This window comes from Saccharococcus sp. Marseille-Q5394, assembly GCF_946901335.1.
Classification (GTDB): Bacteria; Bacillota; Bacilli; order Bacillales_A; family Planococcaceae; genus Sporosarcina; species Sporosarcina luteola_C.
Genome location: NZ_CAMPPQ010000001.1, coordinates 1,187,519 through 1,214,199, shown reverse-complemented (window position 1 = coordinate 1,214,199; position 26,681 = coordinate 1,187,519). Strand labels below are relative to the sequence as shown.

The following is a 26,681-nucleotide window of genomic DNA, read 5'->3' as shown; positions in this document are numbered from 1 at the left end:
TCAGATTTCCTCGCCGAGGCGGAAAGTTTCATAAACTGTCCATGACCCGTCCTCAAGTTGATAAAGAAGGTGAATGCGATCAATAATTTCGGTATGATCTACACCGAACATCTTAATTTGACCGATAATATCGTCATGCTCACCAGAACCTAGTTTTTGGGCGATTGTAATATGCGGGACGAATGAATATTCAGGTTTTTCACCGAAAAAATCTTCATTCAAATCTTTATGAAGTGATAGGATTTCGTCATTCGGTGTCACTTTAAAGAAAATCGTATTGGTGATAGGTGCAAACGTGCTCACTTTTGACACATTCAATTCAAAGGGTTTATGCTTGCGAACAACCTTATGGATTGCTTCCGCCACTTGTTCGATTTCCTTATCATCGGCTTCAAATACACCTTTGACGGTCATGTGAGGCGTGATAAGCGCATAATGTGGATCATAACGTTTCCTGTACCCATTTGCCAAATCCTGGAGTTTCTTTGAAGGGAAAGCTACAATGCCATATTTCATAATAAAAGACCTCCTCATAAAAAAATTATATACAACTTAAAATAATTATAGCAGAATCATCCACTCTTTGTACTGTTTGGCATTAATCGTATTGAAAGGATTCCTTGATAGCCCTTCGAACGTCCTGTTGCCAATACTTCCATGTATGGTTTCCGTCAAATTCTTCATAGAAGTATGAAAACCCTCTTCTTTTGATCAACTTATTCAATTCTCTATTTGGTGTGAGGAAATCCTGTGTGCCATCCTGAGTCGTTTTCACTTCAGTTTCCTCTTCGCCGATGACATGGTAAATTGAAAAAGAGGAAGGATCTTTCAAGGCTTCCACCTTCTCCATCACATACTCATCGACATAGGGGGAATGAAGAATCACCTTGCCAAAGCAGTTCGGATATTTCAAAGCTGTCAATAGCGAAATCGTCGCCGCCAACGAATCGCCGATTAACCCCCTGCCGGCGCCGACTTGGTACGTAGGGTAATTCTCATCGATGTAAGGAACTAGCTCATGCGCTAGGAAACGGATATAATCCTCATGCCGGTCGCCTTCCGGATGATACATTCTTCTGCGTTCCTCTACACTCTTATACGGTATGCCGACGACAATCATATTATTGATGTCGCCTTCGTAAACTAATTCGTCCACTACCCGGCCGATCCTTCCATATTGAAAATAATCCTTCCCGTCGGAAGCGATGAGAACTGAATACTTGTATAATGGTGAATACTGATGTGGCAGGTGGATAAGAAGTTGCATATCCTCATCTAGCGCCTTGCTGTAAAATGTAATCTCTTCAATTTTTCCGTATTCCATCCGCAAGTCCTCCCAGTTGTATGATGTAAGAAGATTGTAACATAAGCGAATGTACAGGTATAATGCTCAATAGCCCGATACATGTGAAAAGAAACAGTCGCAAGATTGAAAAACATCCTAAAGGCTGCCGTCATATTATACGTGACGGGAGAAGTATAGAAAGAGGAGGTAGTGATAAATGTTCACTGGAAAAAACATTGTCCATTCCGATGTCGTAGCAAAAGCTACAAAAGAGGCATTAATCCGAAGAGGCGTCACATTGGAGGACATCGCTAAAATCGTTTACGAAATGCAAGTCCCTTACAATGAAGGGCTGGACCTAGCCGAATGTGTAGATTCAGTCGAAAGAGTGTTGCGGAAGAGGGAACTTCAGCATGCGATCCTCGTTGGAATCGAATTGGATGAGCTTGCTGAACAAGGGAAGCTATCAGCGCCGCTCCAACAAATTGTCACATCTGACGAAGGGCTGTTTGGTGTAGATGAAACAATCGCGTTAGGGGCAGTCTTCACATATGGGTCTATAGCTGTAACGACATTCGGTCATCTTGATAAAAATAAAATTGGCATTATTAATGAGCTGGATACGAAAAAAGGAAATGGCGTCCATACTTTTCTCGATGATCTCGTCGCCAGCGTCGCGTCATGTGCCGCTTCACGTCTTGCCCATCGGAAAAGGGATTTGGATGAAGCAGGCATGACTTATCTGGATGGACACCCGAAATATGATAAATGATTTTTTTAGTGGAATATGAATGTATTCCACTTTCTTTTTTTGTAATGAAATCGCTTGCAAGTTACTGAAAATTTCTAAGAAGGATTGACAAGCGAATGACCAGTCGTGGTAGAATAGGTGTTAAGTTGCAAAACTACTAGACATAAGGGGAGAATGAAACTATGAATAAAAAGAGATTTCGCGTTCTTGCATTCATTTCGATGATTGCACTGCTTGTCCTTTCGGCGTGTAACTCGGGTGATTCCAGCAAGGGGTCCGATTCCGGCAAAACAAAAGAAGATTATGATTTCCTAAGCGTTTTGACAGGTGGTACGCAAGGTACATATTACGCACTTGGCGGAGCACTTGCAGATATCATCTCTCAGGAAACTGGCGTTAAAACGACAGCTGAAGTTTCGCAAGCATCTGCAGCGAATATGACAGCATTGAAAGACGGCAGCGCTGAAATCGCTTTCGTACAAACGGATATCGCTTACTATGCATCAAAAGGTGAAATGATGTTTGACGGAGAAGTCATCGACAACGTTTCAGCAATCGGTGCTCTTTATCCTGAAACAGTTCAGTTGGTAACATTGGAGAAAAACGGCATCAAATCATTCGAAGACTTAAAAGGTAAAAAGGTTTCGGTTGGAGCACCTGGTTCCGGTACGTATGCGAACGCAGAGCAGCTTCTTGAAATCCACGGATTGTCAATGAAAGATATCCAGGCGCAAGACTTGGATTTCGGTGAATCACAAGAGAGCTTACAGGCTGGACAAATTGACGCTGCATTCATCACTGCTGGTACACCAACTGGAGCGGTTGAAGGTTTGAACGCTGTCGCTCAAGTTTATATCGTGCCTGTATCTGAAGATAAAGCTGACGAATTGATCTCGAAATATCAATACTATGCAAAAGAAGTCATTCCTGCAGGAACTTATGGAATTAAAGAAGATACGCCGACTGTATCTGTCGGGGCAATGTTGATCATCCAAAATGACGTGCCTGAAGATCTTGCTTACGAAATAACAAAAGCGATCTACGACAATGCATCAAAGCTTACGCATCCAAAAGGCGCATTGATCAAAGCGGAAACAGGTCTTGACGGTATCGGGATCCCTGTTCACCCAGGCGCTCAAAAATACTTTGACGAAAAGAAATAATTGAATACAAATCAATAGTAGAACGGGGCGGTGAAGCTTTATGCTTCAGCCGTCCCATTCTTCATTGCTACCGGAAAGGGAGAAAAGGATGAAAAGGAAGAAAGTGATCCTCCCCATTCTGCTATCTGCATTATTGGTCGCCTTCGTCTCTCTATTCCTGCCGATACATAAGGTGTTCACCTTCACTGAATATCGTACTGAGCATCCGCAAACCTATTATCTCAAGATGGGGGATGACCGGGAGTTTCAAATTCGATATGTACACTCCATTTTTCTGACTGATGTCATTGAGTCCTACCGGGTCACTGATCAACACGCTATCCAATCACTGTCCATGCAATACGAGGATGTTGGGATCGGCTTGCCAGGGTATGCCGAAGAAGGAGAGTCATTGTCAGTCAAGGATGGAATGTATACGCTTACTTATGATGACAATATTATTCAATCATTTGTCCTCTTTGTTGGGGATGTGAATGCAGATTTAGCTTTCCGGTATAAAGGGCATGAAGTGAACTTGAAAAGCTATTTGACTAGAGGAAAATCGTACACATTTCGTGTGCAGCGCCAATCATTCTACCAATTGTTGAAAGGAGTAAATTTGAATGGCTAAAAATAAGAATCGGGAAGAAGCTCAGCAAGAGTCCCAACTTGATAACAATGAAATGCTTACAGAAGAACAGCAACTAGAAATCCTTCAGAAGTACGATCCCGAATCGAATACACGGAATGTGAAAGGGATTTTCAAAATCCTCGTCTTTGCAGGATTGCTTTCATTCTCTTTATTCCAACTTTACACATCGATCGGAACGCCGTTCACTGCGTATATTCAGCGTTCCATTCACTTAGGATTCGCTCTCTCGTTAATATTCCTGTTATTCCCGGCAATTAAAAAACCGGGCGTCAAGAGGGATAAAGTGCCTTTCTACGATGTCATCCTATCATTGCTTGCCATTGCTGTCGGTTTATACTGGCCGCTATTCTACGGAGATCTCGTCTTCCGTGTTGGAAGGGTATCAGACATAGATCTTATCATCGGAGTCATCGCGATTCTGTTGACATTGGAGGCGGCGAGACGTGCTGTCGGCTTGCCTATTACGATCATTTCGACTGTTTTCTTGATCTATGCTTTTTACGGCAGATATTTCCCGGGCTTCCTTGCCCATCGCGGTCAAGACTTGAAAAGCATTGTACAGCTTATGTTTTACACGACTGACGGAATTTTAGGAACACCGATCAGTGTATCTGCAACGTTCATTTTCGTATTCCTATTATTCGGTGCATTCCTCGTGAAAACCGGTGTCGGGAACTACTTCAATGACTTGGCTGTCGTCCTCGCAGGCCGCTTGACAGGTGGACCCGCCAAGGTTGCAATCTTCTCAAGTGCGTTGCAAGGGACGATTTCAGGTAGCTCAGTAGCAAACGTTGTCGGATCAGGCTCCTACACGATTCCAATGATGAAAAAGCTCGGCTACCGTAAGGAATTTGCCGGCGGCGTTGAAGCTGCTGCCTCTACAGGCGGGCAAATCATGCCACCAATCATGGGAGCTGCGGCTTTCTTGATGGTTGAATTCATCGGCGGAATTACGTACTGGGAAATTGCCAAAGCGGCAGCAATTCCTGCATTGCTTTATTTCACGGGAATTTGGATCATGACCCATTTCGAGGCGAAGCGTGTCGGTCTGGAAGGCATGTCGCCTGACCAGATGCCTGATCGAAAGGCGACTCTGAAAAAGATCTACCTACTCTTGCCGATTTTAGGGATCATCCTATTCCTGTTGTTGGGGATTCCAACAATGAAGGCTGCATTATTGGGGATTGTCCTAACATTAGTTGTCAGCTTCTTTGATAAATCTACACGACTTGGAGCGAAAGATATCATCATGGCACTTGTTGACGGTGCTCGTACTGCATTGGCGGTTGCCGCGGCGACTGCTTGTGCGGGTATCATCGTCGGCGTCGTCGTGAAAACTGGATTGGGGCTCAGCCTTGCAAACGGTCTCGTTTCCGCTGCAGGCGGGAACATCTTATTAACCCTTATCTTCACGATGTTCGCAGCGCTAGTCTTAGGAATGGGTTCACCGACAACGGCGAACTATGTCATCACCTCAACAATTGCCGCGCCAGCTATCATTCTATTGCTTATGGGCGGTGAAATGGGGGCAGGTACTACTGTACCGGTTGTTGTCGCAATCTCTGCTCACTTGTTCGTGTTCTATTTCGGAATTATCGCGGATATTACGCCGCCTGTTGCTCTCGCAGCATTTGCCGCATCGGGCATATCCGGCGGGGATCCGATCAAAACGGGTGTCGTCTCCGCGAAGCTTGCCATCGCGGCATTCATCATCCCGTATATGTTCGTCTTCAATCCGGCCATGCTCATGATCGATTCCAGTCTATTTGAAATCTTATGGGTCACCTTCTCCGCCATCGTCGGAATGATTGCGATCGGAGCGGGGATGATCGGCTATTGGTACCGAAAATGCAATTGGATTGAACGCATCCTTGCTGTCGTAACGGGCTTATTATTGATATATCCAGAAACAATTACGGATATCATCGGGTTGGTCCTATTCGCCATCCAAGTGGCCATCCAATGGAAAACGAAAGATAACAAACCGAAAAATAAAACAGCAGTCGCTTCATAATAATTAAAAGGCTGTCGCAGTTGTCAACTAGACAAATGCGACAGCCTTTTCCATTGTCAAGAACGCATAACTCGCCGTAAACACGCATAAACCTCGCAATCAACGCATAACTCGTCGCAACTACGCATAAACTCCACAATCGACGCATAACTCATCACAAACACGCATAAACTCCGTCATTTACGCATAACTGCCTCAATACATGCATTTATACTGTCGTCTTAGACTCCCAAGAGGAATAAAAGCAAAGTAATCATGAAGTGGTAGTGGAAAGGAAATTATCAAATCAATTAAAAGTATACGTACTATTGAAATATTACAAAAACATCATTATAGTAGAAGAGAGCAACAAAAAATGGAAAAAATACTACCTACTTTTAAAAGTATCTGAAAGGCGGAAGAATAGATGCTTAAATTATCAAATGTGTCAATTGCATATAATGACAAAGCTGTTCTCGATAATCTGGATTTAACAGCGAATATAGGAGAGATCATCGGTGTGGCGGCTCCGAACGGAACGGGGAAATCGACAATGTTCAACGTGATGGCGAACTTTGTGAAACCCAATTCGGGTCATGTAATATTTGACGGTAAATATGCATACCGAAATGAAAAAGAAGAGCTGTTGATCCATAAACGGTTGTGCACGTTCCCTGAACAGAAGGATCTCTTCGAGGAATTATCCGGAGTGGATCACCTGAAACTATATGCAAATATGTGGAAGGGAACGGCAAAGCATGTCCCCGAGGTCATCGAGCGTCTCCATATGGGCAATTATGTGAAAAGGAAGGTCCGTACATATTCATTAGGGATGCGGCAGCGTCTGTGCTTTGCAATGATGGTGGCCGCAGATACACCCGTTATGCTAATGGACGAAGTGATGAATGGACTTGATGTGGATAATGTCGCTTTGCTGTCCGAGTGCTTAATGGAAATGAAGAAGGATAAGCTCATTTTTGTTGCTTCGCATTTACTCTCCAATCTGGATCTATATGCGGATCGAGTCCTTTTTTTGAAAGATGGAAAGTTTGTACATGAACATCGATTTACCGGCGAAAATGATGTTTTTCTTAAAATAGAGATAGCACCAGAACAATACGAGGCGATGAAAGGAAAAGTGAAGCTTCCACAAGGCTATATGTATATAGCAAAACACTTGTTATGCATTCCTCTAAAGGGAATGCGCGAGTCCGAACAGACAAAGTGGATAGAACGGATGCTGGATTATAACGAAAAAGAAATGACGGTCGGTCCATTGGGGACGGTGGAATACTATGATAAGTACTATTCGAAGAATGCCTATTGTTATGGTAAATAAATGAAAAATCAATACTTTACGACCAAAAGGGGAAGCTTTGATGAATCGAAATTATTTGAAGCACGAATTTCTGATTACAGCAAGAAGCAGGCGCAACATTCCATTTATAGTATTCATCGGTGTATTGCTGCTGAGTTATTGTCTCATTCTGCTGCCGAACGAAGAAACAAAAGAAACGTATAATCTTGAAGAGGTTTGGAATTATTTAACGGATCTCGAAGTTGAGCAGAAATTTAGGGAAGAGAAGGGCAATACCGGCATTGTCCACTTTACAGGTATGCCTGTCTATTCCATGAACGCATATTATTATAAACTGAATCAAGCTTTGCTGACGGCGTATGAGGACAAGAACTATCATCGATTTCTTTATTTAAGAAACTTTTCACTACTAGGGAATGAATACGAATATACATCAGATGAAAAACTTTTCGCGCTATCCCCTTATCCAGGAAAGGATCGCTCCCATTTATATAAGCAAACGATGATGCGATTTGAGGATTATTTAACGAATGATTATCCAATTACATATGGTTTGATGTATGAAAAGACCGGGTTGCAAGCACTGCAAAAATTCCTGCAAACAAATGGCATCCTATTCCTCTTGTTTTGTGCAATCTTTTTCAGTAGTGATATGTTATCGAGGGATCGCAAAAATCGGTCAGTTCTGCAAGGAATCCCATTATCCTGGTATCGCCAATTGAACTTAAAATCACTTTCGGCTTTCTTCTATTCGTTGCTCATTAGTAGCGGAATTCTTGTTGTAGGGGTTGTCGTCATGAGCATGCAATTCGGTTTTGGCTATCTTAATTTACATGTGCCGATCATGATTGCACAACAGACCTTTACAATTGAGGATTATGATGTCATTTCAATTGCTGTCTTTGTAGGGAGAACATTGATAGTCGTTCCACTAGTAATCTTCCTCTTTATACGTTTGAACGCCATTTTGGGTCTTCTGTTTAAAAATGAATGGCTCGTTCTGCTAGTCAGCAGTTTACTTCTCTTCTCGGACCGCCTTTTCGTTTCTAGGACGACAAGGGAGATATTCGGAAAAGACATTAGCTTCTTTCCTCAAACGTATTTCGATTTCGGGAAAATTGTAAACGGGGATAAGAACTTTCTATTGAATACAGAGACGATTACCTATATGAAAGGTATTTTCGTGTTGCTCATCACGATTGCCGTGATTGAACTCGTGCTTTTCATTCTCTCAAAGATCATTAACAAACGACGTTTCTATTTTGCATAAAAATATGTAACGAGGAAGGACATAATTATGTTTTGGAAGTATTTATTATTTGAATCAAAACTATTGCTCCATAATCGGAAAAATTGGTTGCTTGGAATTGGCCTTATCCTGTTTTTCCCTTTGTACTATTCCCAATACAGCCAAATAGACATCAAAGACATGCAAAAGCTGAAAAACGAGGAAGCGCAGCATTTTCATACAGTGTTCAATGCGTTTCCTGAAGAACTGAGGGAAACGGTTGAGGGGGAGGCAATTTATTATAATTTGACCCAACAATCTTCTTTAATCAATATGCAAAGGTTTTATTTGTGGAAAAAAGATGATTATGACAAGTATATTGAAGACGGCCTCAAGTTGAACGAATTACGTCTTGAATTACACGAGTTGGGGAATAAAGGAATCCATCCTAACTATGTCATACCAAAGGATGTCATTCAAAAAGAACTAGCGATATTACGCTATTACAAAATTCATAAATTGCCACTTGTTCCAAATCCCTTTGTAGCAAGCAATTACTTGCCGATTGCGTTGAACTTGATCAGCGGGCTGCTATTTTGTCTATTTGTTTTAATCATCGGAAGCAGTATGTTGCTAAATGACCAGCAACATCGATCCGTTGTAGGCGGTTTCCCGATATCATTTATGCAAAAGGTAAGCGGCAAGGTAGCTATCCATTTGGTACAAGTACAGCTGTTCCTTGTACTTGGCGTACTCATCGGAGGCTATTATGTTGCTCAAAAAACAGAGTGGGGAAATTTCATGACGCCCGTTCTTATTTATCGAGAAATGGATTTTGTCGCTGTGTCGACATTCAGGTACGTAACTTACATGTTCATCGCATTTGCGTTGATTGCGTTGTTCCTTTTACTTGTATTTGTTCTCATTAATGTCGTGACGAAGAATTTATACGCGACAATTTTGACGATGATTGTCATTTTACTGCTGCCTGACCTCATAAGTGTTGCAGGCTTGAAATTTAATTGGCTCTATCCATTGAAATTTCTTGATATCAGCTCCGTATTGAATGGAACCGCGGCTATGGAATTCGGTAATGATAAGTTGGACTTCAAACATTCGTATAGTTGGTTAGTTGGACTTAATCTATTAGCTGCAGCTGTTCTATACGGACGGAATAAGCTGCTATACATCCGAAGAGGGGAAGTCGCTTTAAAACCAAACTGATACGCTAGAGGTGTATGGGGCTTAACTGGAGAAAATAAGGAACGGTGGAGTATTATGAAAAACACTTTGCAGAAATGGTTTGAATGGACCGGCGGCAAAATGGGGTCATCTATTTTAATTACATCATGCCTGCTGCTACTGTCAGGCTGTCATCCTTTACAAAAATCGGAGTCTGATAAGCTCGGCCCTTATGAGAAGAATTTCGAAATTGTCGGTCCTGAAAAGGATGACCTGATTGGGAAGGTGAACCCCGCAATTTTCAAGACAGTGGATCGGAGCAATAAAACCGCTGAACAGGTTGACAGAGAAGTCTTTACGCAAGACGGAATCAAAGTCACGCTTCAGCCAGGGAGATATGCGATTTCAGGTTACCCTGCCGGAAACATTTTCATTTATGATGACGACGATGATCTAGTCATCCGCGAAATTGTAGGACATTCAGGAGGAGTCGGCAGTCTAACGGTCGATATTGAAAGTACGTACACTGTTTTTGCGGACGGCGGGTATGACCACGTCAGTTTCATACCGGTACAGACACAGCTGACTACCGATTTGAACGCAGGCATTTGGGACGTCGGATTGGATATTGAAGCTGGTGACTATATATTCGGCAGTGAGTACGGAATGGGATATTTAGAAATTCACGAAAAAGGAAAAGATCCTGTCCTCTATGAAGTGATTGGAGGCAACGACACGGGCTCAAGAAGCCGTGTGAAGTTGACAGAGGGGCAAAAACTTAGGGTCACCGGAATTTCGCTGGTAAATTTTAAGCCGGTGAAAGAATAAATATTTAACATGATCCGCCGTTTTTCAGTAATAGGACCAAAGGGAGTGGTTGACGATGCAAACCGTAATTGACTTGAAGCGTGTTTTCTTCAAAAGAGGCAATAAGGAGATACTAACAAATATCGAGTGGACGATTGAAAAGGATGAGCACTGGGCAATTTTAGGGTTGAATGGATCCGGAAAGACATCACTTCTCAATATCATATCCGCACATCAATTTCCTACTGACGGAGAAGTGCATGTACTTGGGAACCGATTTGGCGAAACGAATTTACCGGAACTGCGAAAAGAGATTGGTTATGTAAGCAGTTCGTTGGAGAGATTCGCTCAAATGTTTCAGCATGAAACTGTCGAACGAGTCATTATTAGTGGGAAATTTGCGAGTTTCGGCCTGTATGAGCATCCATCTCCTGCTGATTGGGAACGAGCGGACGAGCTTTTGCATGATTTTCGATTATTTCACTTAAAAGGAAAACCCATTAACTTGCTTTCTGAAGGTGAAAAACGGCGGATTTTAATTGCCAGGGCGCTCATGAATAAACCCAAAATGCTCATTATGGATGAACCTTGTTCCGGTCTTGATATCTTATCAAGGGAGCAATTTTTACATACGTTAGAAGTAGTGACGACAAACGATTGCCATCTTGTCTATGTGTCACACCATGTCGAGGAATTGATGGAAGACTTAACACATGTACTCCTTTTAAAAGAAGGAAAAATCGTGGCTTCCGGGAAGAAAGAGGATGTAATGACCAATGAATTGCTGACGGAAACGTATAATGTACCAGTGAAAATCCGGTGGGAGGATGGAAGGCCGTATCTTTCGATCAAAAGAAGTGCTGTTGTGCGGTAATGCACTCGTCATGACAGTTGGCGGTTACCAATTCAAGGATTTTGTGAAAATCGGCGTGCCATTGCAATTCATAATGCTCATTGTCATGATGATTGCAATTCCTATTTTGTTCCCGTTCTAAATCATTATCAGTTTGCAAGAAAGCTTGTACATGGTAAACTGAATTGAAGGAATAGTTGAAAAGGGGTCGTGGCAATGGCGGTAGAGGTATATCTTAATTTCAATGGTAATTGCAGACAAGCTGTAGAGTTTTACGCAGAAGTATTCAATACGGAAATCACTCAAATCATGACATTCGGCGAAGCTCCTCAAAGCCCTGATTATCAGTTGCCTGAAGAAGCGAAGGATTTGGTTATGCATGCTCGGTTGAATATCGACGGTAACAGAGTCATGTTCTCCGATACATTTCCGGGCTCTCCTTTTGTCGAAGGTAATAATGTCAGTCTCGCTTTCGTAAACAAGGACATTGACCTTATTAAAAGTGTCTTCGATAAGTTGAAGCAAGGCGGAACAGTAAAGATGGATCTGCAGGAGACGTTCTGGAGTAAAAGCTACGGCTCATTGAAAGACCAATTCGGCATCGAATGGCAGATCAGCCAAGAGGACTGAATAATGTAGTAAGCGGAACGGCGGGGGATGGATTCCCGCCGTTTTTCTGATTTTTTTACAAGGGCCCATTCTTCTCGCTCCAGGGTCCATTCTTCCCCCGTAATCCCGACAATGTTACAATAATGAAAGACAATTGTCACTTCGAAAGGACGACATAACTTGAAAATCAAAGAAATTGAAATATATGCAATCCATTTACCGTTATATGAACCATTCATCATCAGCTACGCGAGATACGATTATATGCCGTCAATCATCGTCAAAATGACTACGGACACGGGACATATCGGATACGGAGAGGCGGTGGCGGACGAGCACGTCACCGGTGAAAGTTGGGAAAGTACATATGCTGTTCTTAAAAATACACTGGCGCCGAAGCTGATCGGCATGAATCCCACTCAAATGGAAAAGATCCACGAGGCCATGGACGCAGAAATTTACGGAGTGCCATCAGCGAAAGCCGCAATGGACATCGCTTGCTATGATGCTGTCGGAAAAGCATTGGGCATTCCTGTTTACGAATTGTTGGGCGGAAGATATCACGATGAATTCCCGATCACACACGTGCTTAGCATCGGCACACCTTCACATATGGCGGCCGAAGCGGAACAACGCGTTAAGGAAGGCTATCGTTCATTGAAAATGAAAGTCGGAACGAACGTATCAGAAGACGTGAAGCGAATCCAGGCAGTCCGCGAACGGGTAGGGGAGTCAATAGCCATCCGCATCGATGTGAATCAAGGATGGGTGAACAGCTCGACGACATTGCAAGCGTTAAGAAAGCTTGAAGATTGCTCACTCGATTGGCTGGAGCAACCTGTGAAAGCGGATGACATCGATGCAATGGTAGAAATTAAATCGAAGACATCCGTGCCTGTCATGATTGACGAGGGGCTGCGCGGCATTCGTGAAATGAGGGAAATCATCGCCAAGCGAGCTGCGGATAAAGTGAACATCAAGCTGATGAAATGCGGTGGTATTTATCCGGCGATGAAACTTGCCCATATGGCGGAAATGGCAGGAATCGAATGCCAAGTCGGCTCGATGGTCGAATCGTCTGTAGGATCCGCCGCAGGATTCCACGTTGCCTTCTCAAAAAAAATTATGACAAGCGTCGAATTGACGGGTCCGTTGAAATTCAGCGAAGATATCGGAAACCTGAACTATGACGTTCCGTTCATCCGTCTGACTGAAAAAGCGGGACTTGGCGTAGATGTGGACGAAGCGGTCTTGAATAAATTGACTGTCTTCTCAGCGAAGGTGGTCGAATGAAGAAAGATCTGACACTGAGAAATGGCCAAGAGGTGACAATTCGAAGCCTGGTCCACAAAGACCTCGAGATAATCATGGGATTGCAGGAGAAAGTAATTGCATCCTTGGAAGTCACTTCTTTTTTACAACCGTTATCCGAAGAGGAATTCCTGGTCATCATAAACGGCAACGGATCAATGATCGGGGCATTCCACAATGACCGTCTCATCGCTTTCAGGGCGATGCTTGAACCGGAAATTGACGAGCACCATTTGGGGAAGGATGCGGGCTTACTTGATTCCGAATTGCCGTCTGTTCTTTATTCTGAAGTGACAAATGTGGATCCCGAGTATAGGGGAAATAGCTTACAACGGATTCTCGGCGAACTCCTCATGGAGAATGTGGACAAGGATCGTCATCGTTATGTATTCGCAACCGTAGCTCCGTTCAATATCGCAAGCCTAAAGGACAAATTCTCGTTAGGCATGCATATTATTTCATTGGAAAAGAAATATGGGAATCTTTTGCGCTACACGTTAATGAAAGATCTGCGTGAGAATAAAAGGCTTAGTACGCTATCCGTCTTGGCCGACATGGCAGATATTTTGAAGCAGCAATCCTTATTGAAAGACGGATGGATAGGCGTCGGTCTGGAAGAGGTCGATGGGACATGGGTAGTGAAATTTCAAAAGAGTGAATAAACAGAGGGGAACCGTACGAAGTGGAAAGTCGCTTCATACGGTTTTTTAGTATGAAAGGACTATGTTCATTCATTTTAAAACTATGAATTTTCTCTCTAGGGTACTTCCGGCTGTTTTCGACAATCTATCTGCCTATGTCTATGCGGAGTGAAGATAGTAGTTTATAATGATGATGGGTTACGAATATAGGGGGATAAATATGAGATATTCAGTAAGGAAAAAGTTGTGGACAGGCTTCCTATCCTTATTACTCTTAATGATTACCGCAGGAGCCTTGAATTATTTAACGATTCCAGACATTAGCAAAGAGTATACGTCATTTATTAACGATCGGATGGAAAAAGTAATACTGCTAGAACAGCTATCAACCAATCAAACTGAGCTGTCTAATGATCTGCGTGGCTATTTACTATATAAAGAAACGAAGTATTTGAAGAATCGCAGCGAATTGCTAGAATCAGTTGATGAAAAATTGAAGCAAATGGACTCCTCTCTCGAATCAGAGAAAAGCAGAGTCTTAATTGAGGAGTTAAAAGAAGCATCAGAGCAATACAAAGTCTATTCTGAAGAGGCACTTGCAGCTTTCAATCAAGGAAAAGATGGGGAAGCGCTCGTTTTGGCCGAAAAAGCGGAGCCTCATCAAAGCCTCTTTATGATAAATGCGGAAAGATTGATTAATTACCAACGTGAGCAGATGCTTGAGGCTGAAGATAAGATTGAACAAAAGGTGAAATCGACAGGCATTTTCATTATAGGAGTTCTCGGTCTGATAACCATTCTGAGCATGATCATCTCTTATCTGATCAGCAACATCATTACTCGACCTGTCAGCAAAATGACAGATGCATTAAAGAAGTTGGCACAAGGGGATTTTGCAGAAGAGCCTTTGCTGATTAAAAATCGGGATGAAATCGGTGAAATGGCGACCGCCTTCAACGAAATGAAGGCTGATCTACGAACTATCATTATGAACACAAGAGATTCATCTTACCAGTTAGCCGCACAAGCCGAACAGTTGACGGCAAGTTCCGAAGAGAGTCTTGCTGCTTCCGAAATGGTAGCTGAAATAGCTGAGAAGAATTTACTTGCAAGCGATATGCAAGTGAATCTTGTCAATGATTCCGCGAGTGCAATGGGTGAAATGGCAAACGGCATCACTCAAATTACAAATGACAATGCCGCGATGCTCGCTTCTTCTGTTGAGGTTTCTCGACTTGTGAGAGAAGGCGCGGGCCTCATGAAAGATGTAACCGATCAAATGTCCAACATATCAACATCCATCCAGCAATCCTCGGAGATCATTACTGATCTGGCGGTTCATTCGGAAAAGATCCGAAATGTAACAGGGCTTATAACGGGTATTGCCGAGCAAACAAATCTGTTGGCATTGAATGCAGCGATTGAAGCGGCTCGCGCGGGGGAGCAGGGCAAAGGCTTTGCTGTAGTGGCGAATGAAGTGCGGAACCTTGCTGAACAATCGAAAACCTCTGCGGCAGAAATCGGCCGAATGATCGACGCCATTATTCAAAACGTCACTTTGGCGGTTGACAGCACGGAAGCCGGCACCGATCGAGTCAAAGAAGGGTTGGGCATCACTGAAAAGACCAATGAAGTATTCAATGAAATCGAATTGGCCTCAAATGATGTTAGCAGCAAAGTCGGAACAGTGTCCGCCGCTATTGAACAGATTCGTACGATGAGCGAGCAAGTGATGGAAAGCTCTAAAAAAGTGCAAGAGCTTGCGATGCAAGCATCAACCGAAGCACAATCGACAAGTGCATCGACGGAAGAACAATTGGCTTCCAACCAAGAAATCGCTTCGAGTGCTCAAACACTATCCGAGGTAGCAGAAAAACTACAAAACGATATGGGACGTTTTACAGTCTGATGAAAGTCTCCACGCCAAACAAACGGCGTGGGGATTTTTTATTATTGAAGAGTATATTCGACCCTATCTAACAGCTCTAATTGATAAACGTTATCAATTAGTGTATAGTTAATAGTAAGAAAACAAATAATTTAAATAGGGGATTAGATAATGCAAATTTACTGGACGAAAATAAATAAGATTATCGCAGAAACGTCTGAGGTCAAAACGTACTTGCTCGACTGTCCGGAAGGCTTCACATGGGAAGAGGGCTCCCACACCCATTTCGCACTGGAAGGTTTTAATGCGGGAGAAAAACCAAACCGCGGCTTGATTCGCCACATGTCCATTTCTACTGTGCCACACGAAAATTCAATCGGTATTACAACACGCATCAGAGAGCAATGTTCTGAATTCAAATCAGTTTTAAGGAAACATCAAGTGGGCGATAAGGTCGCCATATTTAAAACGCACTCGAATGTACCGCTTAAAAGAGAAGACAAAAATGTGTACCTATTGTCATCAGGTGTCGGCCTGGCAACCTTCAGACCGATTGTTCTTGATTATTTCGCACGTGCGGACAATGTCAATCAAATTCATTCCCTCAACATCGACTCATCAAGAAACTACCTTTTCACAGATATTTTCGCATCCGCACCTGACAAGAAGTTCACATCACAGTTCGTCGATAACCGTAAAGACTATTATGAAGAAGTGAAAAATCTTGCTGCAGACAAGGAAGGTCTCTTCTATGTTGTCGGCAGCGACGAATTCCTTGTGCAGAACATTGAAGTACTGCGTGAGCAAGGCATTAACTCCGAACAGATTATGCTCGACAAGCGTGAAAAGCAACTGCCTGAGTTTTTGTCAGTTGAATTGTCATTCTAAGCGAGACAGTATGTCAATTGTATAGAATTTCATTATGAAAGATCTCAGTTTCTTTAAAATGGGGTCTTTTATTTTTCGTCAGAAAGGGGTTACAACGATTCTGAATAAATCATATTGCCTAAAACATCGCATAATGGTACAATCAATTTCTGTCTCAAGTAAACCCCAACATCTCGCCCGAAAAGCAGGACGCAAAATACGCAAAACGGAGGACTGTCCATGCAGAAACATCCCGATTTTGAGTTTGAATTACAGCGCCTTGACTACACGAAGCACTACATGCAAAAGCTCCTTGAGGAGTCGATGCGCGGCGTGCAATCCTCTCAAGATGAAATTCGCCATGCGATGGCCGACTTGGACTATTTGGATTCGAGTTTGAGCTACATTAATATCCTAACGAACACTCGATTTTTTGAAATGGCCCGCTCCCAAAAGGAAGGGCTTGAAGCGATTCAGCAGAAACCTTATTTCGCTCGTATCCATTTTAGGGCGGAAGGGGAGAAGGATGAATTCCTCTATATCGGCAAAACATCTGTTTTTCATCAGGAAACACAGGAACCGATCATCGTCGATTGGCGTTCGCCTGTTGCTAATGTTTACTATGATGGCAGACTGGGAGATTTGACGTATAAAGTGCGCGACGAAGAAATCAGTGGACATCTATATTCGAAGCGTCAGTACAAAATCGAAGAAGGAGAATTGCTGGATGTCCTTGATATCGATTTAACGACGAATGATGAATTGCTCCAGGAAGCATTGTCGGGAAAAGCGGACGTCCGATTGACCGAAATCGTCTCGACAATCCAAGAGGAGCAAAACGAAATCATCCGCGCGAATCTGAAACAGCCAATCATCGTCCAAGGTGCTGCAGGCAGTGGAAAGACGACAATCGCCCTTCACAGGATCTCCTACTTCCTTTACACGATGGGGACCGATTTTCCATCGGAGAAACTGATGATTTTGGCGCCGAGCCGGCTGTTCATGGAATATATCGGAGACGTACTCCCTGAACTGGGTGTCGGACGTATTTGCCAAACGACATTTGCCGAATACGTTTTGGACGCTACTGGTCTGAAGCTGAAACTGGCTGATCCGAATAAAAAGCTAGAGCTGTTGACAGCAGCTGACTCCGTGAATGAAGAACAGCTTTTCATCGCACGGATGAAAGGGACGCTCCGTTACCGTGAGATTATGCAAAGATATGTGGACAAGCTGGAACAGGAAACTGCGGCCCTCTTTGAAGATGTCTATATTGAAAAATACCGGATCATCCGGGCTTCCCGCCTGAAGAAGCTGTTCCTGCAAGACTTCAACTATATGCCTCTCGAGAAAAGGATTGAACGTATCAAGCTCATTATGCAGACTGAAGTGAACCGGAAACGAAAACAACTCTATAAACTCTTATCTGACAAATATGAAGAAGCGCTCGATAAAGCGCTGTACGGCATCCGTGATGATGAGAAGCGGAAGGCACGTATTACAAGGGTCATGGATGAACGTGACGAACGTCTTCCTTCTATTGAAAAGGAAGGGAAAAAGACCGTTTCTTCTTATATGAAGAGATTTAAGAAGTTCAATATAAAAAGCTTATACAGGGATTGGCTGACGAATCCGCAATTACATAATGAACTGGCATGCCACTGGTCCGATTCGGAAAGGGATGCTTTTTTTGACGCGCAAGCTAGTGATGCATGGGAGACAGAAGACTTGGCAGCCCTGTACTTCCTTCATGCCAAGCTGAAAGGCGTGGCGGATGAATGGAAAATGCGTGTCGTCTTCATCGATGAAGTGCAAGATTACAGCGAATTCCAACTTGCTGCATTGCAGGACGGACTGGAAACGGATATGTTCACGATGGTCGGGGATCTGGCACAAGGGATCCATAGCTACCGGGCGTTGACGTCATGGGAACCCGTTCGGGAAATGTTCCCGCGTGCCACGTATACCACCTTGCAAAAAAGCTACCGGACGACAGTCGAAATCATGCAACTCGCGAATAAAGTTCTTGCGCAGATGGACGAAAATTTACCACTTGTTGAACCGGTCGTCCGCCATGGCAGCGACCCGGAGTTTTATAATCTTTCCGCACTCAATGCCTCTAAGGTGAATGAAATCTATGAAGCAATCCTCAGCAGGGGACACCGCTCAATTGCTTTAATTTGTAAAAGCAGAAAAGAGTCCGAGAAGATCTTCAAGCAGCTTGAAAAGTCGGGCATGCCCGTCCAATTACTAGGCGAGAATTCCGACATAAACGGGGATTGCCTTCTCATCGTGCCAAGCCACTTATCAAAAGGCCTTGAGTTCGACGCCGTCATCATCGCCGCATTCGTCGAACCTTTTCGTGACCATCCGATCGATCGGAAGCTGTTATACGTAGCGATGACAAGACCAATGCATGAATTGCATCTGCTTTCAGATACATTAACGCCGTTGATCAAAATAACGGGTGAAAAATAGCCGAACGCTATTTTTCACCCGTTTCATTGTTAACAGTTCTCGTTTCCGTACAAAGACTTCTCATTCTTCGCAGAAAAGTTCTCGTTCCCGCGCAAAGTGTTCTCGTTATTCCGAATTTACATGTTGTGAAAGGTTTCACTTAAACTAACTTGGCAGGTTAACTGAAAAAGTAATCAGATACTTTGTGGTTAAGATGAATCATTTTTTTTACGTTAACGGAGCTGTTATACAAAATAAAAAGAAAAGTAATTGATTCTTTACTAATCATTTTAAATGGTGTACCCTAATTATAGAATGATCGTTCTAAAATGAAATTGCCCATTAAGGAGAAGGAAGTAAAATGGCAAGAAATAAGGAATTTGATGAGAAAGTCGTCCTCAGAAAAGCGATGGAACTCTTCTGGAAGCAAGGATATGAAAAAACAACAATGCAAGATTTGGTTGATTATATGGGCATCCATCGTAGAAGTATATATGATACATTTGGGGATAAACGCTCACTGTTCTTAGCTTCTTTAACTTATTATGAAACGTTTGTTATCGAAAAATTTACTGGAATTATCAGTAACTCTACAACAGTAAAGAAAGCTGTTCGGGATGTTTTTAATTATGTTATACAATCAGCTGAATTAGACGTCTACCCAACAGGCTGCCTATCAGTAAATGCTGCTGTAGAGCTATCCTTACTAGACCAAGATATTAAACATATAGTGACAACAATGTTTAAAGATACTGAGGTTATGTTCGAGCGAATGCTTTTAGAAGGCCAAAAAAAAGGAGAGTTGAATGAAGAGCTAAATCCTCAAATTACTGCCAAATTGCTTCATAATAACCTTGTTGGTTTAAGGGTCATGGTTAAAACGAACTATTCAAAAGAGGAATTAGAAAGTGTCCTTGATTTAATGTTGAAAGTGTTAGATTAGCACTTTCTTTTTTCTTTATTAATTCTAGAACGGTCATTCTCAAAGGGTTCATGTGATCAAACAAAATTAAAAATAAGGAGAATTCAAATGTCAAACTTCACAATACCGACCGAATCAACATTTATAGAGGCGAATGGTACTCGTTTTGCTTACAGAAAATTTGGGACTGAAACAGGTACACCTGTTGTTTTCTTAGTGCATTTTAGAGGGACAATGGAAAATTGGGACCCGAAGATGATTGCTCCAATCGCAAAAGAACGACCAGTTATTCTTTTTGATAATAAAGGTGTAGGGGAAACAAATGGGCAAACACCAGAAACGATTAGTGAAATGGCTCAGGATGCCGCAACGTTCATTAAAGCACTGGATTTAAATAAAGTTGATCTTTTAGGATTTTCAATCGGTGGGATGGTTGCACAAGAATTAGCATTACAAGAAGGAGATCTTATTCGTCGAATTATAATTGCTGGTTCTTCTCCAGAAGCAGGGGTAAATCCAGACCCAGTAATATTTGAGAGAATGAACCGTCACGGAGGAAATGTAGACAATGCTTTAGATGATTTCATGTTCTTCTTCTATCGTTCAACTGAAACAAGTAAAGCTGCTGGGATGAAGTCTCTACAACGAATTATGAATCAGAAACAGGTTGAATGTTCAGATCAAGTACAAGCAGCTCAACTAAAAGCACTTGTAAAATGGGCACAACCGAAGCCTGATCAAGATTATGACTGGTTGAAAAATATCCCTCACCCAGCACTTGTGACGAATGGTATCGAAGATGTGATGGTACCAACAAAAAATAGTTATATCTTAGCTGAGAAGTTACCGATGCCCAATTGATCATTTATCCTGATTCTGGTCACGGACACTTATTCCAATTCCCAGAGTTATTTGCTGAGAATGTGAATTCATTTTTAAATGCCACATCACTATAAGATTTATAATAAGCGAACAAAAGAGGAGCTTGAAACAATAAAATTGGGATTTACTTGGAATTAATGCAGAGAGGCAGGCGTTTTGGCGTGAGAGCATTTGCAATAGAAGAATATAAAAAAGATCCTACTTTTATTGAACGACCAATGCCCAAAATAAGTGATAATGAGGTTTTAGTGGAAGTACATGCAGCGAGTATAAACCACCTTGATACAAAAATACGTAAGGGCGAATTGAAACTTTTGTTGCAATACGACATGCCTCTAACGTTAGGTAACGATTTTAGTGGAACCATTATCGAAGTTGGTAAAGGGGTAACCAAATTCAATGTAGGTGATGAAGTTTACGGTCGTCCTCGTTCAGAAAAGATGGGTACATTTGCAGAATATCTATCTGTTCATGAAGCAGATATTGCTTTAAAACCTAAAAACCTTAGTTTTGAAGAAGCAGCTTCTATCCCTTTAGTTGGATTAACTTCATACCAAGCTCTTCATGATGTATTGAGTGTGAAAAACGGTCAAAAAGTTCTCATTCATGCTGGCTCAGGCGGCGTAGGAACTTTTGCTATACAACTAGCAAAAGAAATGGGAGCGTATGTTGCAACGACTTCTAGCGAAGGAATTGAATTAACCAAATCACTTGGGGCAGATAAAATCATTAATTATAAATCTGTGAATTTCGAAGACGTCATAAAAGAGTATGACGCAGTAATTGATAGTGTTGGAGGTGAAACATTAGAGAAGTCATTTTTGACAGTGAAAAAAGGGGGCAAAATTGTTTCTATTGCTGGAATTCCAAATGGTCGTTTCGCAAAAGAAATGGGACTTGGTTTCATTAAGAAAACAATTCTTTCATTAGTCAGTTCGAAAATAACTGGATTGGAAAAGAAGTATGATATAAAATACACCTTTCTTTTTATGAAGAATAGCGGGAAGCAGTTAGAAATTTTATCAGAACTTTTAGAAGCGGGAACAGTGAAACCAACAATTGACCGAGTGTTTCCTTTTGAAGAAGCTAAACATGCATTAGCGTATACAGAGACAGGTAAAGCTAAGGGGAAAGTACTTCTTAAATTAAGGTGATCCTGAGTGTCTGAATGAGCACCACACAATGTATTGTAAAATACACTTAAAAATTAAAACTTATTATTTAGGAGATGTGGTTAATGAATCACTTAGAAAACTTAAAGAAGATGATGACGGGTGAAATACCTGGCCCCCCAGTTGCACAAGCACTTGGTTTCAAGGTTGTAGAAGTTAAAGAAGGTAGAGTTGTTGTAGAAATGGAAGCTTCCGACAGATTGCATAATCCGATGGGCACCCTACATGGTGGGATACTTTGCGATCTAGCAGATGCTGCGATGGGATTCACTTTTGCTAGTACGCTTGCTGATGACGAACTTTTTACGACGGTGGAGATTAAATTGAATTTCCTTAAACCTGTTTTTAAATCGAAACTTCGAGCCGAGGGGAAAATAATTAAAAAAGGTGCAACTGTTGGATTACTGGAATGCTATATATACGATGAAAAAGAGAGTCTTGTAGCTCATTCAACTAGTACGTGTATGATTTTAAAAGGAAACTCTGAACAAAAAAGAGAAGAGAGGAAAAGGTAAATAAAATGTATAATTTTCAAGCAATGGTATTAGATAAAGTGAATGATCAAACAAAGTTAGAAATTAAACAATTAAGTATTGATGATCTGCCAGAAGGGGAAGTAACTATACGAGTAGCATATTCCAGTGTGAACTTTAAAGACGGTGCAGTAGCCATCCTAAACAAGTTCGTAACCTCCTACCCTATAGTACCAGGAATCGATTTAGCTGGAACGGTTATTGATTCAAAAGATGAACGCTTTACAACAGGTGATGAGGTCATAGTGACTAGCTACGAATTAGGAACAGGATATTTTGGTGGATTTAGTGAAATCGCACGCGTACCAGCAGAGTGGGTTGTTCCTCTTCCAAAAGGTTTATCTTTAAAGGAATCCATGATTCTTGGAACAGCTGGATTTACAGCAGCGTTAGCAGTGCAAAGACTTGAAGATAATGGATTAGAACCTAGTCATGGTCCTGTATTGGTAGCAGGTGCTACTGGAGGAGTGGGCAGTATTGCTGTAAATATCTTAGCTAAAAAAGGCTATGATGTTGTAGCTAGTACGGGCAAATTAAATCAAGAACAATATTTGAAAGGATTAGGAGCAAAACAAATCATTCATCGTGATGAAGTTGTAGATAACGACAGTAAGCCCATGCGCGAAGAAAAATGGGCTGGAGCTATCGATCCTGTAGGCGGGAAAACTCTCCAATACATTCTAAGTACATTGAAATATGGCGCGTCTGTAGCTACATGTGGTTTTACAGGTGGAATGGAAGTTTCCACAACTGTATTTCCTCATATTTCAAGAGGTGTTAATTGGCTTGGCATTGACTCGGTTCAATATCCAATGAAGAAGCGTTTAGAAATTTGGAATCGTTTAGGTGATGATTTGAAACCAACAGCGTTAAATGAAGATATGGTAAATGAAATCTCATTAAAAGAGCTGCCAGAAGTATTAGCAGCTATATTAGAAGGAAAAGTGCGAGGCAGAACTCTAGTTAAACTATAAAAGGATACAATCACAACAAAAACATATGAACTGACCAAGTAATAAAAGATTATCGATGAAGCCACCCGATTATCCGAAATAATATAAATTACAGCCGTATTAAATTTAACGGTCTTAAGGGCGCGATAAGGAATTTAGAAGCGCCATCTTAGCAATGGGATTTTTTCAAGGTGCCTGCATAGCAAACATTTCACGATGGCCGAAGCGTTTCATTTAAGGGACGCATCGTTTTTTATTGCATGAAAAGGCAGGAATTTCTTCTGATTTGTGGTATAGAGAGGAGAGTAGAGGTGAACTTATATCTGAGAAAGGCGGCTGAAAGATAATGAATTCAACCATTAAAATGCCGATAAGCCCCGTAGCGAACCTGAACGAAGAACTGAAATACGCAAATCCTGTTTCGATTGCAATCGGCCATCATAACGATGTTTTCGTCCTGCTGGCAGAAGAGCGGCCTCCGTTAATTAACGGCAGTTTCCCTGCTACGGTTACGGAAGAAAGCTACAGGTATCATGTCGTGCATCTTAAGGATGGGCAGAAGACGGTGCTGCATTTGCCGGATGAGAAGTGGAATTATCATTACATACAACCGATTGATGATGAACATATATTGCTTGTAGGTGCGCGGTCGTATTATCATGATTCTGAGAATATTGAAGAAAACGCACGTGTGTATGATAAAAATGGGCAGTTGATCCGGTCATTTTGTTTAGGTGACGGAATTTGGCATGTGTATGTGGCTGGGAATCAGGAGATCTGGACAGGGTACTTTGATGAAGGGGTCCATGGTAATTATGGATGGAAAGAGCCGATCGGTAGCAGCGGGCTCGTTGGCTGGGATGCGACTGGCCGAAAGATGGATTCACTTGAAGATGACAAGGATTATTACATTTTTGAGTGTTTAGCACTAAATGGTGATGCTGACGGCGGGATTTGGTTTTACTTTAGCATTGATTCGAAGATTGGAGTGCGAATAGAGGGGCGGACAGCGTATTATTCGCCTGAAGGTATAGGTTTCAAATCGTTTGCGGTTGACGGGGAGAAAATTGTTGCGTATGAGGATAGATGGGGACACCGATCACTTTTTGAGCTGCAGCGAGAAGGCGATGAATTTAAGGTCGCTCATGAAATTGAGTTGATTAAACCGGATGGTACGACGATGGAACCTCAATTAGTGAACAACCGGGAGAGCAAGCTGCTGTTTTTGGACAGAGATGAGTTGTATTTGTTTGAGGCGAAATCGGTCGGGTGATCAAATGCTGTGTATAGAGAGTCAATTGAACGTACCGCCTTCTTTCGCAATAGCGATTTCATTATTCATTTATCGGGTTACGCAGTTGAACAGGTATCAAGCTTACTCCATAGATAAATTGATTATGTCCTGTTCTAGAATTTCGTCGCCCAGAGCTTGAACGTGTAAATGATCATGAAGGTATGGCTTATCAATAGCCCAAGTTAAAGAAAAATTACTATCAGTTGGATTTTCTCGAATGTCATATCCGATGAGTTTTCTTTCTGTCCAAGTTTGAGTACCAGTTGGAATCAACCAGAATAAGACTGTTTCTGTATTCTCTGCTTCAACATAAAATGTTATTTGTTTTGTCCCTTTGGGAATGAGCACCCAAATCCCGTCTTTTGGATAATCTGTATAAATCCTTTTAATAGAGGGTGTGGGTGTTGTGATAGGACTTTCTTGATTAATAAATGGCAGATGTGCTGTTAAGATATTTACAGCAAGAAATAATTTCAAAATCATATAATTCACCTCACAAGTAGTATTCATTTTATTAGGATTAATATGCGCTATTTAACTAACCCCGTATGGAATTGAACTGAACTACATATTAGCTGTCACAAAACCCTTTCCTCATTCGTTTTGATTGCAAAACAAATGTGGGAGGGGTTTTTTATGTTTACCTATGATGTTGCGGTCGTTGGTGGCGGATTGGCTGGGTTGACAGCAGCTAATTTTCTGGCGAGGGAAGGAAAAAAAGGTCGTTGTTTTGGAAAAATCGAAACGTCTAGGTGGAAGAGCGATTACAAATGAAAAAAATGGGGTTCTTTTGAACTTGGGACCACATGGATTGTATATGTCAGGGGATGCTGCAAATATTTTAACTGAACTTGGACTATCTCTTCCAGGTGGGAATGCTACGAAAGGTGTTCATATTCACGGCATTTTAAATCATGAAGTTCATGTCATTCCAACAGATTTTCCATCAATCATGTCATCATCACTTCTTTCGTGGAAAGCCAAGTTCATACTCGGTAAATTAATGGGTAAGATTATGAGATTAACTATTTATTCCATTCCGGAAGTTAGCTTAAAGGAGTGGGTGGATTCAGAAATATCCGATCCGATGGTGAGGCATCTATTTTACTCAATTTGTCGATTGACTTCATACACGAATGCCCCGACTTTACAGCTGGCAAAGCCTGTTTTGAAGCAAGTGAAGCGCTCATTACATGAGGGTGTCTTATATGTTGATGGAGGTTGGGATACAATTGTTCAAAGCCTTAAGAAGCAGGCAGAAGCACTGGGAGCTGAAATTGTATCCAATAAAAATGTTATAAATATTGAACATCATGAGCAATATCAAATCATACAATGCTCAGATGGTACGGTCATTCATGTGCCTAATTGTATCATTGCAGCCCCGCCGAAAGAGGCAATGAATATGTTGAATGGTGCAGAATATACTTCTTTACGTTTGTGGAATGAACAAGCAATTCCTGTTACGGCATGCTGTTTAGATATCGGAATTAATAAGTTACCTAACCCAAAACATCAATTTGCGATAGGACTCGACCAAGCTTTGTTTTTTACGAACCAATCAAGAGCTGCAAAATTAAGTGAAGACGGGACATTGGTAGTAAGCATAGCTAAATATCATGATCCAATGGAAGAAATAAACGTAAACGCAGATAAGCAACAATTAGAATCAGTAATGGATTTGCTTCATCCTGGATGGCGAAAAGAAGTCGTGGTGCAACAATTTTTACCTAAACTAACTGTATCGCATGATTTTCCACATGTAAAGCGAAGAGGAAATCCCGGTCCAAGCATACCGGAAATGAAAGGAATCTATATAGCAGGAGAATGGGCGGGCCATGAAGAAGTATTAGCTGACGCTGCTGTTGCGAGTGGGAAGCGTGCTGCGCTAGAAATTTTACATGTAAAAGAAACGATTTTAGCAAAGGAAGGATAATCGTT

The 26,681-nt window shown here is 41.9% G+C and carries 25 protein-coding genes and 1 pseudogene; 23 read left to right on the top strand and 3 right to left on the bottom strand.

What is annotated here, in order from left to right; translation table 11 throughout:
• Positions 1-516, bottom strand: a complete 516-nt coding sequence (locus OC538_RS06075; RefSeq protein WP_251693995.1) for a YjcG family protein — start codon at positions 514-516, stop codon at positions 1-3.
• 82 nt (positions 517-598) lie between these two features.
• Complete coding sequence (locus OC538_RS06070; protein ID WP_251693996.1) at positions 599-1,324, bottom strand: alpha/beta hydrolase; 726 nt, start codon at positions 1,322-1,324, stop codon at positions 599-601.
• Between the two features lie 178 nt (positions 1,325-1,502).
• On the opposite strand from OC538_RS06070, the gene OC538_RS06065 reads away from it, so the two are divergent.
• The 22 genes from OC538_RS06065 (at position 1,503) to OC538_RS05960 (ending at position 24,719) form a co-directional block, all read left to right on the top strand.
• On the top strand, positions 1,503-2,057 hold the full coding sequence (locus OC538_RS06065) for a phosphatidylglycerophosphatase A (RefSeq protein ID WP_251693997.1): 555 nt from the start codon (positions 1,503-1,505) through the stop codon (positions 2,055-2,057).
• Positions 2,058-2,218: 161 nt separating this feature from the next.
• The gene (locus OC538_RS06060) at positions 2,219-3,199 is read left to right on the top strand and encodes a TAXI family TRAP transporter solute-binding subunit (protein WP_251693998.1); all 981 of its coding nucleotides are present in this window, start codon (positions 2,219-2,221) and stop codon (positions 3,197-3,199) included.
• Positions 3,200-3,287: 88 nt separating this feature from the next.
• Positions 3,288-3,809 carry a DUF1850 domain-containing protein gene (locus OC538_RS06055; RefSeq protein WP_251693999.1) on the top strand — a complete coding sequence of 174 codons (522 nt, stop codon included), beginning with the start codon at positions 3,288-3,290 and terminating at the stop codon, positions 3,807-3,809.
• Positions 3,802-5,844 (top strand): TRAP transporter permease, encoded by a 2,043-nt coding sequence (locus tag OC538_RS06050; RefSeq protein WP_262173683.1) that lies wholly within the window; start codon positions 3,802-3,804, stop codon positions 5,842-5,844. Before OC538_RS06055 ends, OC538_RS06050 begins: the two co-directional genes overlap by 8 nt.
• Before the next feature lie 406 nt (positions 5,845-6,250).
• Positions 6,251-7,162 carry an ATP-binding cassette domain-containing protein gene (locus OC538_RS06045; protein WP_251694001.1) on the top strand — a complete coding sequence of 304 codons (912 nt, stop codon included), beginning with the start codon at positions 6,251-6,253 and terminating at the stop codon, positions 7,160-7,162.
• Positions 7,163-7,202: 40 nt separating this feature from the next.
• Positions 7,203-8,411, top strand: coding sequence for a hypothetical protein (locus tag OC538_RS06040; protein WP_262173682.1), 1,209 nt, complete (start codon positions 7,203-7,205; stop codon positions 8,409-8,411).
• Positions 8,412-8,438: 27 nt separating this feature from the next.
• Positions 8,439-9,593: a hypothetical protein gene (locus OC538_RS06035; protein WP_262173681.1), complete on the top strand. Its 1,155-nt coding sequence runs from the start codon at positions 8,439-8,441 to the stop codon at positions 9,591-9,593.
• A 54-nt stretch (positions 9,594-9,647) separates the two neighbouring features.
• On the top strand, positions 9,648-10,379 hold the full coding sequence (locus OC538_RS06030; protein ID WP_262173680.1) for a hypothetical protein: 732 nt from the start codon (positions 9,648-9,650) through the stop codon (positions 10,377-10,379).
• A gap of 55 nt (positions 10,380-10,434) precedes the next feature.
• A complete protein-coding gene (locus OC538_RS06025) occupies positions 10,435-11,232 on the top strand; it encodes an ABC transporter ATP-binding protein (protein ID WP_262173678.1) in 798 nt (265 codons plus the stop codon).
• Positions 11,222-11,353 (top strand): hypothetical protein, encoded by a 132-nt coding sequence (locus OC538_RS06020; RefSeq protein WP_262175273.1) that lies wholly within the window; start codon positions 11,222-11,224, stop codon positions 11,351-11,353. The genes OC538_RS06025 and OC538_RS06020 overlap by 11 nt, the downstream gene beginning before the upstream one ends.
• A gap of 74 nt (positions 11,354-11,427) precedes the next feature.
• On the top strand, positions 11,428-11,841 hold the full coding sequence (locus OC538_RS06015) for a VOC family protein (RefSeq protein WP_251694006.1): 414 nt from the start codon (positions 11,428-11,430) through the stop codon (positions 11,839-11,841).
• A 159-nt stretch (positions 11,842-12,000) separates the two neighbouring features.
• A complete protein-coding gene (locus OC538_RS06010; RefSeq protein WP_262173676.1) occupies positions 12,001-13,113 on the top strand; it encodes a mandelate racemase/muconate lactonizing enzyme family protein in 1,113 nt (370 codons plus the stop codon).
• Entirely contained in the window at positions 13,110-13,793 is a 684-nt protein-coding gene (locus tag OC538_RS06005; protein ID WP_262173675.1) for a hypothetical protein, read from the top strand. Before OC538_RS06010 ends, OC538_RS06005 begins: the two co-directional genes overlap by 4 nt.
• Positions 13,794-13,992: 199 nt before the next feature.
• Positions 13,993-15,681, top strand: coding sequence for a methyl-accepting chemotaxis protein (locus tag OC538_RS06000; protein ID WP_262173673.1), 1,689 nt, complete (start codon positions 13,993-13,995; stop codon positions 15,679-15,681).
• A 150-nt stretch (positions 15,682-15,831) separates the two neighbouring features.
• Positions 15,832-16,548, top strand: a complete 717-nt coding sequence (locus tag OC538_RS05995; protein ID WP_251694010.1) for a dihydropteridine reductase — start codon at positions 15,832-15,834, stop codon at positions 16,546-16,548.
• Between the two features lie 219 nt (positions 16,549-16,767).
• The gene (gene helD / locus OC538_RS05990) at positions 16,768-19,005 is read left to right on the top strand and encodes an RNA polymerase recycling motor HelD (protein WP_262173671.1); all 2,238 of its coding nucleotides are present in this window, start codon (positions 16,768-16,770) and stop codon (positions 19,003-19,005) included.
• 340 nt (positions 19,006-19,345) lie between these two features.
• Positions 19,346-19,927: a TetR/AcrR family transcriptional regulator gene (locus tag OC538_RS05985; RefSeq protein ID WP_262173670.1), complete on the top strand. Its 582-nt coding sequence runs from the start codon at positions 19,346-19,348 to the stop codon at positions 19,925-19,927.
• 87 nt (positions 19,928-20,014) lie between these two features.
• On the top strand, positions 20,015-20,767 hold the full coding sequence (locus OC538_RS05980) for an alpha/beta fold hydrolase (RefSeq protein ID WP_262173668.1): 753 nt from the start codon (positions 20,015-20,017) through the stop codon (positions 20,765-20,767).
• 182 nt (positions 20,768-20,949) lie between these two features.
• Entirely contained in the window at positions 20,950-21,942 is a 993-nt protein-coding gene (locus OC538_RS05975) for an NADP-dependent oxidoreductase (RefSeq protein ID WP_410055850.1), read from the top strand.
• Positions 21,943-22,025: 83 nt separating this feature from the next.
• The gene (locus OC538_RS05970) at positions 22,026-22,475 is read left to right on the top strand and encodes a PaaI family thioesterase (protein WP_262173666.1); all 450 of its coding nucleotides are present in this window, start codon (positions 22,026-22,028) and stop codon (positions 22,473-22,475) included.
• Positions 22,476-22,480: 5 nt separating this feature from the next.
• Entirely contained in the window at positions 22,481-23,467 is a 987-nt protein-coding gene (locus OC538_RS05965; protein ID WP_262173665.1) for an acryloyl-CoA reductase, read from the top strand.
• A gap of 325 nt (positions 23,468-23,792) precedes the next feature.
• Positions 23,793-24,719, top strand: a complete 927-nt coding sequence (locus OC538_RS05960; protein WP_262173664.1) for a hypothetical protein — start codon at positions 23,793-23,795, stop codon at positions 24,717-24,719.
• Positions 24,720-24,821: 102 nt separating this feature from the next.
• Here the strand turns inward: OC538_RS05960 and OC538_RS05955 are convergent, their stop codons facing one another.
• Complete coding sequence (locus tag OC538_RS05955) at positions 24,822-25,223, bottom strand: hypothetical protein (protein ID WP_262173663.1); 402 nt, start codon at positions 25,221-25,223, stop codon at positions 24,822-24,824.
• A gap of 153 nt (positions 25,224-25,376) precedes the next feature.
• Between OC538_RS05955 and OC538_RS05950 the strand changes: the two are divergent.
• Positions 25,377-26,676: pseudogene (locus tag OC538_RS05950) on the top strand (phytoene desaturase family protein).
• Positions 26,677-26,681: the final 5 nt, after the last annotated feature.

Excerpts from the sequence above, each read along its gene's own strand:
- OC538_RS06035 (WP_262173681.1), top strand. The coding sequence starts at position 8,439 with ATGTTTTGGAAGTATTTATTATTTGAATCAAAACTATTGCTCCATAAT.
- OC538_RS05965 (WP_262173665.1), top strand. The coding sequence starts at position 22,481 with ATGTATAATTTTCAAGCAATGGTATTAGATAAAGTGAATGATCAAACA.
- helD (WP_262173671.1), top strand. The coding sequence starts at position 16,768 with ATGCAGAAACATCCCGATTTTGAGTTTGAATTACAGCGCCTTGACTAC.
- OC538_RS05955 (WP_262173663.1), bottom strand. The coding sequence starts at position 25,223 with ATGATTTTGAAATTATTTCTTGCTGTAAATATCTTAACAGCACATCTG.
- OC538_RS06025 (WP_262173678.1), top strand. The coding sequence starts at position 10,435 with ATGCAAACCGTAATTGACTTGAAGCGTGTTTTCTTCAAAAGAGGCAAT.
- OC538_RS06040 (WP_262173682.1), top strand. The coding sequence starts at position 7,203 with ATGAATCGAAATTATTTGAAGCACGAATTTCTGATTACAGCAAGAAGC.
- OC538_RS06065 (WP_251693997.1), top strand. The coding sequence starts at position 1,503 with ATGTTCACTGGAAAAAACATTGTCCATTCCGATGTCGTAGCAAAAGCT.
- OC538_RS06045 (WP_251694001.1), top strand. The coding sequence starts at position 6,251 with ATGCTTAAATTATCAAATGTGTCAATTGCATATAATGACAAAGCTGTT.
- OC538_RS06030 (WP_262173680.1), top strand. The coding sequence starts at position 9,648 with ATGAAAAACACTTTGCAGAAATGGTTTGAATGGACCGGCGGCAAAATG.
- OC538_RS05995 (WP_251694010.1), top strand. The coding sequence starts at position 15,832 with ATGCAAATTTACTGGACGAAAATAAATAAGATTATCGCAGAAACGTCT.
- OC538_RS06060 (WP_251693998.1), top strand. The coding sequence starts at position 2,219 with ATGAATAAAAAGAGATTTCGCGTTCTTGCATTCATTTCGATGATTGCA.
- OC538_RS06005 (WP_262173675.1), top strand. The coding sequence starts at position 13,110 with ATGAAGAAAGATCTGACACTGAGAAATGGCCAAGAGGTGACAATTCGA.
- OC538_RS06055 (WP_251693999.1), top strand. The coding sequence starts at position 3,288 with ATGAAAAGGAAGAAAGTGATCCTCCCCATTCTGCTATCTGCATTATTG.
- OC538_RS05960 (WP_262173664.1), top strand. The coding sequence starts at position 23,793 with ATGAATTCAACCATTAAAATGCCGATAAGCCCCGTAGCGAACCTGAAC.
- OC538_RS05980 (WP_262173668.1), top strand. The coding sequence starts at position 20,015 with ATGTCAAACTTCACAATACCGACCGAATCAACATTTATAGAGGCGAAT.
- OC538_RS06070 (WP_251693996.1), bottom strand. The coding sequence starts at position 1,324 with ATGGAATACGGAAAAATTGAAGAGATTACATTTTACAGCAAGGCGCTA.
- OC538_RS06015 (WP_251694006.1), top strand. The coding sequence starts at position 11,428 with ATGGCGGTAGAGGTATATCTTAATTTCAATGGTAATTGCAGACAAGCT.
- OC538_RS05985 (WP_262173670.1), top strand. The coding sequence starts at position 19,346 with ATGGCAAGAAATAAGGAATTTGATGAGAAAGTCGTCCTCAGAAAAGCG.
- OC538_RS05970 (WP_262173666.1), top strand. The coding sequence starts at position 22,026 with ATGAATCACTTAGAAAACTTAAAGAAGATGATGACGGGTGAAATACCT.
- OC538_RS06075 (WP_251693995.1), bottom strand. The coding sequence starts at position 516 with ATGAAATATGGCATTGTAGCTTTCCCTTCAAAGAAACTCCAGGATTTG.
- OC538_RS06000 (WP_262173673.1), top strand. The coding sequence starts at position 13,993 with ATGAGATATTCAGTAAGGAAAAAGTTGTGGACAGGCTTCCTATCCTTA.
- OC538_RS06050 (WP_262173683.1), top strand. The coding sequence starts at position 3,802 with ATGGCTAAAAATAAGAATCGGGAAGAAGCTCAGCAAGAGTCCCAACTT.